Source organism: Pseudoalteromonas aurantia 208, assembly GCF_014858725.1.
GTDB lineage: Bacteria > Pseudomonadota > Gammaproteobacteria > Enterobacterales > Alteromonadaceae > Pseudoalteromonas > Pseudoalteromonas aurantia.
This window is the reverse complement of record NZ_AQGV01000015.1, coordinates 715,445-727,774: the sequence shown is the minus strand read 5'-3', so window position 1 is coordinate 727,774 and position 12,330 is coordinate 715,445. Positions and strand designations below refer to the sequence as shown.

At 39.9% G+C, this 12,330-nt stretch carries 14 protein-coding genes; 6 read left to right on the top strand and 8 right to left on the bottom strand.

Features of this window, described 5'->3' with window-relative positions:
* Positions 1-141: 141 nt before the first annotated feature.
* Positions 142-483, bottom strand: coding sequence for a winged helix-turn-helix transcriptional regulator (locus PAUR_RS21425; protein WP_192509751.1), 342 nt, complete (start codon positions 481-483; stop codon positions 142-144).
* Between the two features lie 121 nt (positions 484-604).
* On the opposite strand from PAUR_RS21425, the gene PAUR_RS21420 reads away from it, so the two are divergent.
* The 3 genes from PAUR_RS21420 to PAUR_RS21410 all read left to right on the top strand — a co-directional run bounded on the left by PAUR_RS21420 (position 605) and on the right by PAUR_RS21410 (position 3,402).
* Positions 605-1,369, top strand: coding sequence for an SDR family NAD(P)-dependent oxidoreductase (locus PAUR_RS21420; protein ID WP_192509750.1), 765 nt, complete (start codon positions 605-607; stop codon positions 1,367-1,369).
* A gap of 8 nt (positions 1,370-1,377) precedes the next feature.
* Positions 1,378-2,046 carry a cupin domain-containing protein gene (locus tag PAUR_RS21415; RefSeq protein WP_192509749.1) on the top strand — a complete coding sequence of 223 codons (669 nt, stop codon included), beginning with the start codon at positions 1,378-1,380 and terminating at the stop codon, positions 2,044-2,046.
* Between the two features lie 447 nt (positions 2,047-2,493).
* Positions 2,494-3,402: a histone deacetylase family protein gene (locus PAUR_RS21410; protein ID WP_192509748.1), complete on the top strand. Its 909-nt coding sequence runs from the start codon at positions 2,494-2,496 to the stop codon at positions 3,400-3,402.
* 37 nt (positions 3,403-3,439) lie between these two features.
* On the opposite strand, the gene PAUR_RS21405 is transcribed toward PAUR_RS21410, so the two are convergent.
* Positions 3,440-4,159, bottom strand: a complete 720-nt coding sequence (locus tag PAUR_RS21405) for a substrate-binding periplasmic protein (protein ID WP_192509747.1) — start codon at positions 4,157-4,159, stop codon at positions 3,440-3,442.
* Positions 4,160-4,306: 147 nt separating this feature from the next.
* On the opposite strand from PAUR_RS21405, the gene PAUR_RS21400 reads away from it, so the two are divergent.
* Entirely contained in the window at positions 4,307-5,161 is an 855-nt protein-coding gene (locus PAUR_RS21400; RefSeq protein ID WP_404821729.1) for a TPR end-of-group domain-containing protein, read from the top strand.
* Positions 5,162-5,271: 110 nt separating this feature from the next.
* Here PAUR_RS21400 and PAUR_RS21395 read toward each other — a convergent pair whose 3' ends face one another.
* From PAUR_RS21395 to PAUR_RS21370, 6 genes are all read right to left on the bottom strand, one after another.
* A complete protein-coding gene (locus PAUR_RS21395) occupies positions 5,272-5,589 on the bottom strand; it encodes a hypothetical protein (protein ID WP_192509745.1) in 318 nt (105 codons plus the stop codon).
* A 31-nt stretch (positions 5,590-5,620) separates the two neighbouring features.
* The gene (locus tag PAUR_RS21390) at positions 5,621-5,983 is read right to left on the bottom strand and encodes a nuclear transport factor 2 family protein (protein ID WP_225738541.1); all 363 of its coding nucleotides are present in this window, start codon (positions 5,981-5,983) and stop codon (positions 5,621-5,623) included.
* Between the two features lie 156 nt (positions 5,984-6,139).
* Complete coding sequence (locus PAUR_RS21385; protein ID WP_192509743.1) at positions 6,140-6,880, bottom strand: ferredoxin--NADP reductase; 741 nt, start codon at positions 6,878-6,880, stop codon at positions 6,140-6,142.
* Between the two features lie 56 nt (positions 6,881-6,936).
* Entirely contained in the window at positions 6,937-7,920 is a 984-nt protein-coding gene (locus PAUR_RS21380) for a tetratricopeptide repeat protein (protein ID WP_192509742.1), read from the bottom strand.
* Between the two features lie 241 nt (positions 7,921-8,161).
* Positions 8,162-8,863, bottom strand: a complete 702-nt coding sequence (gene deoD, locus PAUR_RS21375) for a purine-nucleoside phosphorylase (RefSeq protein WP_192509741.1) — start codon at positions 8,861-8,863, stop codon at positions 8,162-8,164.
* 15 nt (positions 8,864-8,878) lie between these two features.
* Positions 8,879-10,093 carry a phosphopentomutase gene (locus tag PAUR_RS21370; protein WP_192509740.1) on the bottom strand — a complete coding sequence of 405 codons (1,215 nt, stop codon included), beginning with the start codon at positions 10,091-10,093 and terminating at the stop codon, positions 8,879-8,881.
* A 305-nt stretch (positions 10,094-10,398) separates the two neighbouring features.
* Between PAUR_RS21370 and udk the strand changes: the two genes are divergently transcribed.
* A complete protein-coding gene (udk, locus tag PAUR_RS21365; RefSeq protein ID WP_192509739.1) occupies positions 10,399-11,028 on the top strand; it encodes a uridine kinase in 630 nt (209 codons plus the stop codon).
* Positions 11,029-11,044: 16 nt separating this feature from the next.
* Complete coding sequence (locus PAUR_RS21360) at positions 11,045-12,268, top strand: NupC/NupG family nucleoside CNT transporter (protein WP_192509738.1); 1,224 nt, start codon at positions 11,045-11,047, stop codon at positions 12,266-12,268.
* Positions 12,269-12,330 lie beyond the last annotated feature (62 nt).

The window sequence follows — 12,330 nt, the reverse complement described above, 5'->3', positions numbered from 1 at the left end:
GATACTATTAGGTAAGACCGTTTTTAGTAATGTTGTCATAATAGGCTCTTTTGTTGTCGTTTATTTATTTACAAACCGATAACAATGTAGAGCAAGAACTACATATATCCTATTGAATACGTATGCAATAGATTAAATACACTATCCTAATTTATCGATCTCTCCTTGCAGCTGGGTTAACGAATCGAGTATAGGTAAAAACTTATGCCCTAGTTCAGTCACCTTATACTCAACCCTAGGCGGGATCTCGGGATAACTTATTTTCTGCAACAACCCAAACTCAATATTGCGCTTGAGACATTGATTCAGTACTTTGGTTGAAAGCCCATCAGTCACTCTCACCATTTCTCCAGGGCGATTAACACCCAAAGCCAGTAATTGATATACCGTCAAGGACCACTTACAACCAACAATCGTCTCAACCATACGTGCAGATTGCTGCGGCCCAATAATTCGTTCAATTTTTTTCTCTTTATTAATCATAAATATGTACCAACAAGTGCCTAGGTCACCTAAATGTGCTTACTGTTTTCAAATATCATGCCCCCGTATTCTATCGTTGAAACGGCGCGATTGTCGCGCAGATATTTTAATCGGAGTTGATATGTTATTTTCAAAATCAGGTTTCGCAATGATTGTGGGTGGAAGCAGTGGAATTGGACTGGCAACAGCGCAGCAGCTTATTAACAACCATGTTCGGGTGGTTATCATCGGTAAAAACGCTGAGAAAGTGAACGATGCTATTGCATTACTCAACTCACCAAAAGCCGAGGGGCTCGTCGCAGACCTTTGCAAAAAAGCAGATAGGGGCAGAGTTGAAAAATATATTAACAACCATGAAGACGCAGTATCATACCTCGTCAATTCGGCGGGTTACTTTAACCCCAAACCATTTGTTGAGCATTCAGAAGAAGATTATGAGCACTATATGACACTCAATAAAAGCATATTTTTTATCACTCAAGCTGCGGTCTCTCGAATGAAACAGGCACGCAGAGGTGCCATCGTTAATATTGGTTCAATGTGGGCACATCAAGCCATAAAAGCAACCCCTTCTTCCGCTTATTCCATGGCAAAAGCAGGGCTTCATTCCCTAACACAGCATCTAGCCATCGAACTTGCTGAACATAATATACGCGTCAATGCAGTCGCACCTGCTGTTGTGAAAACCCCTATTTATAATCATTTTATTAAACCTGAACAATTAAGCACCACGCTTGCCAGCTTTGATAACTTCCATCCATTAGGTCGAATTGGTACACCTGAAGATATTGCCAATAGTGTCATGTACCTTCTTTCCCAACAAAGTAACTGGGTAACAGGCACTATACTCAACATAGATGGCGGAGTTATGGCCGGCAGAAATTAGGAAGTACCATGAATCCAAATACGAGCAACTTAAACCTCGACTTTTCAAAACGAGTTACCATTAATACTGCACAGCAACCTTGGCTTCCAAGTCCTTTAAACGGTGTTGAACGAAAACCGTTAGCAAGAGAACATGCAAAGTCAGGCCATATCACCAGTATTGTACGCTACAAGGCAGGTGCGTCATTTACAGAACATGTGCACCCTTTTGGTGAAGAAATATTGGTACTTGAAGGGACCTTTTCTGATGAACATGGTGATTACCCCGCTGGCAGCTACCTTCGCAACCCACCAGGCAGTAAACATACACCATTTAGTAAAAACGGCTGTACTCTTTTTGTTAAGTTAAATCAATTTTGCAAACACGATACCCAATCTTTGCGTATAAATAGCAACGCTAAACGATGGCACCCTGGACAAGGGAATTTACAAGTACTGCCTTTACACTCTTTTGAGACCTCACATACCGCGTTAGTTAAATGGCCAGCGAATGAAATGTTTGTACTTCATAAACACTATGGTGGCGAAGAGATACTGGTATTAAGCGGGCAATTAAAAGATGAACACGGCAGTTACCCTATAGGTACCTGGATAAGAAACCCACACTTTTCTCAACACCAACCTTTTGTTGAAGAAGACACAGTGATTTTTGTTAAAACCGGCCATTTATCGAGTTAAAAATAGCATTTTCCCTAAATACAAAATGCTCGTATCACTAACACAAATGGCGGGACCTCACGTAATGAGGGTTTGAATAAGGATATTCTCGTGCTTCTTTTGAAAAAACGTTATGATAACGGCACTGGTTAGGGGCTGTTGATCTTTCAGGTTCATTTTTGCAGCAGTTTGATTGGATTTCGCACAAGGCAGAGGCTACGTAGCATGGTTATTCCATATGAGTCAGCCGATAACACAGTAGAAAAGCCAATCAAGCGCTGCCTACCGGTTCTGTTGAGTACTCCTTTCTCTTTGTTGCTTAATATTCGCTTAGATTACTAGGCCACATATTAAGCGCCGCGATAAAAGCATGCACAAAGAGAACGAAAATAGAACAGCAAAGGTCAACAGCCTCTAATATTTGTTTATTATTTTTATTGAAATAACGGCTTCTTAGCTCAAAATACCATGACCTTAAATCCCAACCTACCTTTGGTTTATCATCCAAACTATTCATTCAGTTTCGATCCAAAGCACCGCTTTGTTATGAGCAAATTTGCTAACTTATATCAATATATTTATCAGCAAGGCTTAATTAACAATAATTTATATAAGCCTGATATTGGTACCCCCAGTGCATTAGAATTAGTTCATTGCGAATTATATCTTTGGGATCTATGGCACAATCAACTATGCGAAAAGTCGATGCGCCGAATTGGGTTACCTTGGTCTGAGGCATTAATGAACAGAACATTCACTGCACCTTTAGGCACATTAAAAGCAGCAGAACTTGCGCTTGAAAGTGGCATAGCGTGTCATTTAGCTGGGGGGACACATCACGCACATTATGATTTCGGATCTGGATTTTGTATGGTGAATGACCTCGCTTTCACAGCAACTACTCTTATCAATAATAAGCAGGTCAATAATGTACTGATTTTCGATTTAGATGTACATCAAGGAGATGGTACAGCAGCATTGCTAAAACATAACCCATATGTATTTACCTGCTCTATCCACTGTGAAAAAAACTTTCCATTTCGCAAACATCCCAGCGACCTAGATGTCGGGCTCGTCAATAACTTAACTGATAGCGCTTACTTAAACATTGTTAAAGAGACCTTGGATGGACTAATTACCGATATCAACCCAGATATCGTATTATATGATGCCGGTGTTGATGTATGGGAGCATGATGGACTAGGAAAATTAGATATTAGCTGGCAAGGACTGGAAAAACGTGATGCCTTAGTTTTGAAAACATGCCAACAAGCAGGGATCCCTGTCAGTACAGTTATCGGTGGAGGCTACGACAGAGACCATCTTAGGTTAGCTAAACGTCACGCCATTGTGATAGAGCAAGCGGCCAAACTATAATAATAACTCCCCCTAAAATCAACTAGTTAATAGAGTCCTATGGCCCAATGCTGCGTAAATTATGTCGCGCCAGTGCGGCCCTTACTTGCTCAACTAATTCCATATCAGAACTTGGGCTAAACGCGAGACATGCTCGATTATTATTTGTGTTTGTCACTTCCAAAGCAATCTCTATTTGATCAAATGACACCCCCAGTTTTTTCATGCTTTCAAAAGCCGTATACTCCGTCGTCATAATTAAGTCTGTGTAACCCGCTAATAACTTTCTTGGGCTTGAACTTGGGTCCGCAGTAATATCAATATTCTTGCCATTTTCAAACCCATTTTTTATTAAAAACTCATTAGATACACTGCCCCTTACCACAGAAATTAGGTGTTTTTTCGCATCATCCAATGAGTTTAACTGAATATCTTTACGAGTTTTGAGTTTGAAGAGATACTCTTTCACTGGCTGTAATAGTGGGCATGCCCATAAAAAAGACGGTTCCCTTTCCGGTGTCCGGTATATAGAGTAAATCATGGTGTTTTTTTTCGTTTTTGCCAGCTTCATGGACCGGGCCCATGGGTAACTTCTTATTTCGTAACTTATATTTGCATCTGCTAAGATTTCACGTACTTTGTGTGTGGCACGTCCATCTATTTCGCCTTTTGCGTTGGTGAAATTATACGGAACCCACTCTTCAGTAACGACCTGTAATTGAACTTCATTTGCATTGGCAAAAAAACAACATAACCCAATCAATACTATTCTTAGCATTACACCGATACTCACACAAAGTTCTCACTAATTATGGGCTTTAATAACCATTAATGCAAAGAGCATATCTCGCTAATTCACTTCTTTGCAATTTACATATAAGTCATGCACCATACACAAACCTTGCATACTCTGGCTAACTTTATGATGAAATATATCTTTGCCACTTTACTTTTATTTTGTAACCTATGTTTAGCACAACAAGATACAAATAAGGCATCGCATGACAATAACCTTAAACAAGTTCAACAGCCCATGTATCAACCCCTAATTGAGCGTTATATCTTAGACGAACTCAAATCAGTACGACAAGATCAACAGCAATTACGAGAAGATGTCACAAAACAAGTGACGCATTCACAATTAGATGCCGCAGACAGAGCGCTTACATACACAACTGACACAGTAAACAATATTTTATTTATTATAACTGCCACGGCATCTATTTTGATGTTGGTTGGTTGGAACTCTTTAAGAGACATAAAAAGTAAAGTGGAAGACATCGTCAATCGACGTGTTGGCGATATCACCGATGAATATGAGCAACGCTTACAAGTACTTGAAGATAAGTTAAAAGCTCGTTCAGAAGAGATACTGAGTAACCACAAGAAGATTACCATAACCAATGAGGTTCACTCTTTATGGATGAGAGCCAATCTTGAAAGTGATATGAGTTCCAAAATAGAAATATATGACGAAATACTAAAAAGAAAACCAGATGAAGTAGAAGCTATCGCTTATAAAGCCGATGCGCTATTAGAACTTGGCCAGACGGGTGTTGCCATTCAACTGTGTAACCAAGCATTAGAGTTAGATAACGACTACGGATATGCATTTTGGCAACGTGCGTGTGCTTATGCAATGCTACATCAACATAGTGATGCCTTAGCTGATATACGTATGGCCCTAGAGTATGCACCAAACCTAAAGAATGAGCTATCAAATGAAGCTGCTTTCACCAGCTTACATGATAATGATGACTTCAAAAATTTGAGTATATAAAAGACGTGTATAAATAATGATTATGCGATACTAAGGAAAGGGTTAATTCTCTCTGAGCTACACTGCATATCTAAATCGGCTAGTGCAAGGTGCTGCTAGCCGAGTCGTTATCATAACCGGTCTAGATAAGCATCAATAGCATGTGACAATAACTCATCAATCTGTTCTTCAAAATCACTTTTATCTTTATCAAATTTATCAAGAAAAGCCATTACTTGCGCATCCGATAAATTTTTATTACCAATTTTATATTCTCTTTCCGGTAGTGCTTTGTCATACCGAGGAACAAAGCCAAACTGTGCATAAACTGGTGCCTTTATTTTTTTTTGTGCAAACTCACAAAAGCCTTCCACAAAGTCAATACCAGTTGGCCCCAAACACCCAGGTTCCACCCGATACAATAAACTTAATCTTTTATCCTGACTCATAACAACATACCTTGCATAATCATATTACTTGCTATTTAAAAAATACAACTTTACGTATTTTTCCATCGTCAATCTGATAACTGGTTACAAACTCTGAATACTTATCAACCTTTCCTGCATCATTAAAACATACCTGTGACGATTCATGGTCAATAACAATATTTCCGTGGATGATACGCTTAAGTGATGTAGACTTGAGGCATTTCGTTTTTTTAAACATAAGACCGTAGCGTTCAATCAATTTCTTTTTTCCAGTAAACATTAACGTTTGTGGATACATATAAAACGCAACATCCTCTGCGTACAAATCAAGGAAGGCTTCAATATTCCTATCATTGTAGGCCAAGATCAATTTATCAACAACTTGTGATGCTCCGCGCTCTTGCTCTGTCATGACTGACTGAAGAGGCCTCGTATCATTTTCTAATGCGGGATTAGCACTACATAAAAACGTAAATAGAACAAAAAAGAGAATAATAATGTATTTCATGATAATCAAGTAAGGTACAAACTTTTGTTAACATAACAGACATATAAAAAATTTTAAAGCCTACCAATACTGTTCGACTGTTATATGTCCAGATTCTGCTCTACGATGTCGTTTGAAGCCTTTATCAAGCAACAATTGAGTCGTATCTTTGACCATTTGAGGGTTCCCACAAATCATAAAATGGCTATTCTTATTGAGTTGATTCATTCCGCAATGCTTTATTAACGCACCAGAACTAAGTAAATCAGTTACGCGTCCTTGTAAACCTTGCTCTGGCTTTTCTCGTGTAATTGCCGGTACGTAAGTAAACTGTTTAAACAATGACGCAGTGGCTAAAATACTGTCTTGGTAAGTTAAGTCGGTATTATGCCTGACCCCATGTACCAAAATCACACGTTCGTACCGCTCCCACAATTTGCCATCTGCAATGATAGATAGGAATGGTCCGATAGCTGTACCTGTACTAAGCATCCATAAAACCTCTGCTTTTGGCGTCTCTTCTAACGTAAAAAACCCATGAGCAACCGCTTCAACCTCAACTGTGTCACCAATATCTAACGTCGCTAAATGTGATGATAATCGACCATCAGGTACTTCTATTAAGTAAAATTCTAATAAAGGGTCATTGGGGGAGTTTACAAATGAATAGGCCCTAGCAACACGTCTCCCTTCAACATTTAATGCCAACTTTGTAAATTGGCCTGCAATAAATGGCTTTATGCCTGCTGCTACCTTGATGCTAAAAAGACTCGGTGTCCACCAGTTAAACTCAACTATTTTGCCCGTAACCCATTGTGCCATTGTCATCCCCACATATCATATTTACATTCATAACCATGGCATAAATAAAGTCAAAGTCAAAACGATCCACACCACGGTTTACCAAGCTTCTCTGGTAGGCTATACGATTTAAACTTCATGCTTGTGCCTTTCGGATAAAGATCTCTTGCCTTAATCAAAAGTAGATGGGCTTTTATCACGTCTTCATACCCAAGTTCAACAAACTTGACTACATGGTTTTCTATCCATTGCTGGTGCTCAGTACTTAATGTCTGAGATTCCAAGGCATATGCGATAATGTCAAGCCACTGTAAATAATCCAAAATTCGTGGGTAATATATACGAGCCGCCTTGTCTAAATCACCTCTATAACGATTGAAAACAGTGAGATTTTTTACCGCTAACGCAGCACCTAATATGTTACCTGTGACACCCGTTTTAGATACTTTATCCCCCATTTTAATATACAGTTCATGGGCTTGCTCATAACTATGTAAAGCAGTTTGAAAATTACCTATCGATTGCTGAATGTTGCCATGAACAACACTGTATCCCGCTTTTACTTTGTCTGACAATTGGTTACTGTTAACGCTCTCGATAAGCTGAAAAGCCAAAGCAGGCTGATATGATAAACGATATACAATCGACTGATTCACTTTTAATTGCGCAAGTTCAATATCGTTAGATGCAAATTTAAAAGCACATTGATAATGTATTTTGGCTTGTTCTAGCTGTCCATTGAGGCGATATGCAACACCAATACTAGAAAGTAATTGTAACTTATTCCCATCTGAGTAAGCTCTTAAAGCTGGCGCGCGCATTTTTTCAATAATGTCTAAGAACATAGGCCAGTCGTCAGCGCGAGACGCTGCGGTTAACGCACTATAGTACAACAAAGCTATCCGATTACTCGTTTCACCTTGATAGCGCATCAGCAAACGGGGAAATTCAACCAATGCATGCTTGGGGTTATTCACCGCCAGGCGTTTGAAATCATTAAGTTCAGTAATTGAAATGGGCAGCATCAACACTGTTGACAAAGCCACTGACGTAATTGTCATGCCTACACCTGAGTATTATGGTGGTCAGACAATAATAGACTTGAATGAATACAATATGAATATACCCTCTTACATTATTATTCATAAAGTGTGACAAATGATATTTAGTCGAAAAAAAAACCGCACTAGGTGCGGCTTTTTGGGTGTGATTCGCTTTGTTTTAGGCGTGTCTCCAAAACTCTGCGATTACGTTACCAAGGAACGGTTTTGCTTAATAAGTTATCTTACTAAGCTAAATTTTTTATACAGATTCTAAAGCGATTTTTACCATTTCATTGAAGGTACTTTGACGCTCTTCGGCTGGCGTTGCTTCACCAGTAATGACATGGTCGCTTACCGTAAATAAAGCCATCGCTTTAGCACCATATTCAGCTGCTACACCATACATACCAGCAGTTTCCATATCGACAGCCATAATACCAAGCTTATCTAATTCTTGATAAAATGAGTCATCTGCCTGATAAAACGTATCAGTCGTAAAGACGTTACCAACTTTGGCTTCAATACCCAATTTTCGAGCTGAATTAATGCCATTTTCCAGTAATCCAAAGTCAGCAATTGCAGCAAAATCATAACCTCGTACACGAGTACGGTTTACGTTAGAATCCGTGCTAGCACCTTGTGCAAATATCACATCACGGATTTTTATATCCTGACTAATTCCGCCACAAGTACCTATTCTAATAAGGTTTTTTACACCGTAACTCACAATAAGCTCACGCGCATAAATTGACATCGACGGGATCCCCATGCCTGAGCCCATGATGCTCACAGGTTTACCATTATATGTCCCTGTAAAACCAAACATGTTACGAACACCAGTCACCTGGCGCGCATCTTCTAAAAAGTGCTCTGCAATGTACTTAGCGCGAAGTGGATCACCTGGCATTAATACCGTTTCAGCAAAATCACCACTATTTGCGTTAATATGAGGAGTGCTCATCACCTATTTCCTTCTTTATGCTTTGTTAAGTGAAGCCATAAAGCCATCACCATACTCAAGCGCAGATAAATTAAACCACTGGGCAAGTGTTTGACCTATGTCTGCAAAACTTTGTCTTTCTCCTAACGGAGTATTATTCATACCTTTAGCATAAGCCAATACTGGCACATATTCGCGAGTATGATCAGTTCCTGGTGCCGTTGGATCACAACCATGGTCAGCTGTAATTATCAACAAGTCATTGGTACCAAGTTTTTCTAGTATAGTTGGTAAATAATCATCGAACTGCTTTAGCGCTTCGGCATATCCGACCGGCTTACGTCGATGACCAAACTTTTCATCAAAGTCCACTAGATTTGTAAAAATTAAACTGTGATCAGGCGCTGAATCCATTAATTCAGATGTTTTTTCTAGTAAATTCATCAATCCAGGTGCTTTATGCTTCTGAGTAATACCTTGATGTGCATAAATATCTGCAATTTTACCTATGCTGATCACTTCTCCACCATCTGCAGCCAACTTATCTAGTAAGGTGGGAGCTGGAGGCAATACTGAGTAATCTCTACGATTACCAGTACGAATAAAGTCGGCACTCGAAGTGCCTATAAACGGCCGCGCTATCACTCGTCCTATATTCATTTCATCAAGCAGTGCCCGTGCGATGTCACATACCTGATAAAGCTTGTCAAGACCGAACGATTGCTCATGAGCGGCTATTTGAAAAACGCTGTCAACTGAGGTGTAACAAATTGGCATGCCCGTTTTCACATGCTCTTCACCCAATTGCTCTAAAATAGTTGTGCCTGATGCGTAGCAATTTCCTAAAATGCCTGGAATATTTGCTCGCTTACACAATTCATCAATAAACGTCTGCGGAAAACAAGGCGTGGTATTTGGAAAATACCCCCACTCAAATAACACAGGTACTCCCGCCATTTCCCAATGACCAGAAGGTGTATCTTTACCGCTTGAAAGCTCTTTTGCATAACCCCAAGCGGCTTCAGGAGCCTGACGCTCTGCAACATCACATGTTTGCTTACCAGCCGCTTCACATGCATCAACCAATCCTAACCTTGTCAAGTTAGGTAACGGCAGTGCTTTACCTGTTTCTTGTTTATACGCTTTTAAAAGGTGAGCAAGTGTATTTGAACCTACATCGCCAAATTTTTCTGCATCTGGTGCAGCACCCACGCCTAGGCTATCTGCCATTAGTATGATTGCTCTTGCCATATCTCACCTCTTTAATAAACTGACTGAGTAAATTTAAAATGCGTCACTATGCTTGTCACGCTCTCAGTGATTGCTACTTTATTGTTGCACTGCAATAATTTACAGGACATAAGTCCGCTGTCATAAAAGCATAACAAAATTCATAAACTTCATGATGCGTCTTGTTTTGTCTCACAGGACAAAAGTCCTGTTTTGTCTTTGATAAAGTCGCTAAATTTGCAACCTAAGCGAAGCAAAAGAGATTAATCGTGTCTTTTTTGCTATTGTGATCTTCCAACGTTAACGACAGCTGGGTGTGAACTTTAGTGACACGAACAATTATAGCTATTGCTGGCGCATCTGCGTCTGGCAAATCTCTCTTTACACAGACAATTTATAATGAATTGGTTAATGAATTAGAATCAGGCGCCATTGCAATTATAGAAGAAGACGCTTATTACAAAGATCAATCGCATCTTCCGTTTGAACATAGAACTCAAACAAATTATGACCATCCAGATGCGTTTGAACATGATTTACTACGTCAACATTTAGAGCAACTAAGACGAGGCGAATCTATAGAGGTGCCGACGTACGACTATGCTCAACATACACGCAGCAGCGAAACTCGCACTGTAATACCTGCAAAAATATTGATTATTGAAGGTATTTTGTTACTTAGTGATTCAGCACTTAGTGAAGAATTCGATATTAAGGTGTTTATTGATACACCATTAGATATTTGTCTACTACGCCGAATGCAACGAGACATCGAGCAGCGCGGTAGAAGCTTGCCGTCAGTGGTTGAACAGTACCAAGCGACGGTAAGACCTATGTTTTATCAGTTTATTGAGCCTTCTAAGCACAATGCTGACTTGGTAGTTACCCGTGGCGGTATGAATCGCGTTGCGATTGATATAATTAAAAGTAAAATAAAATATTTACTGCAAGAATAAAACGGGACTTTCTGGCATGACAACAATAATGAGCTTGGTCGGCATGTTTATGCTGCTTAGCGTTGCATACGGTTTTTCAACCGACCGTAGTGCAATCAACAAAAGAACTGTCGGTATTGCATTTGCTATGCAAATACTTATCGGTGGATTTATCTTGTTTGTAGAAGCAGGCAAGAACGTATTAGCAAGTATTTCATCTGGTGTATCTGCAGTTATAGGCTACGCAAATGATGGGATCGGATTTCTCTTCGGCTCTCTTGCCGATAAAGAAGCGCTTGGTTTTATTTTTGCAGTTCAAGTATTACCAGTAATTGTCTTCTTCTCTGCGTTGGTTGCGGTGTTATACCACATTGGCATTATGGAGTGGATGATTAAGATTTTGGGCGGCGGCATGCAAAAACTGCTGAAAACATCACGTCCTGAATCACTGTCAGCTACAGCTAATATATTTGTGGGTCAAACTGAAGCCCCATTAATTGTAAAACCATTTATACCCAGCATGACAAAATCGGAATTGTTTGCGGTAATGGTTGGCGGATTGGCCACAGTTGCAGGCTCCGTAATGGCAGGTTATGTGGCGATTGGTGTCGAGTTAAAATACTTAATTGCAGCCAGCTTCATGGCCGCGCCTGGTGGTTTCTTAATGGCTAAAATGATCGTGCCAGAAACTGAAACGCCAAAAGAGAATTTAGCCGATGTGAATGCAAATGAAGACAAGCCAGTTAATGTCATTGATGCAGCGGCAGGCGGAGCCTCAAGCGGTATGCATTTAGCATTAAACGTTGGCGCTATGTTGTTAGCATTTGTAGCTTTAATTGCTTTGTTAAATGGGTTATTGGGCAACATTGGGAGTTTGTTTGACCACCCAACATTAACATTACAAGAAATTTTAGGTTACATCTTTGCTCCCGTCGCTTGGTTAATCGGCGTACCGTGGCATGAAGCTGTAACAGCCGGTAGTTTTATCGGCCAGAAGTTGGTAGTTAACGAATTTGTTGCTTACCTAGACTTTATGAATTATCGAGATACGTTAAGTGAACATACACAAGCGATTGTCACATTCGCGTTATGTGGATTTGCTAACTTATCATCGATTGCTATCTTACTAGGCGGACTCGGCGGTATGGCGCCAAGTCGAAGAAAGGATATCGCACGCTTAGGGCTCAGGGCGGTTTTAGCAGGGTCAATGGCTAACCTAATGAGCGCCGCAATTGCAGGGTTTTTCCTCTCGCTAGCTTAGAAACTTAACGAGATAAACTGACACAGTTGCAAAACAATTGGTTGATAGCCTTAAGGGGTTAA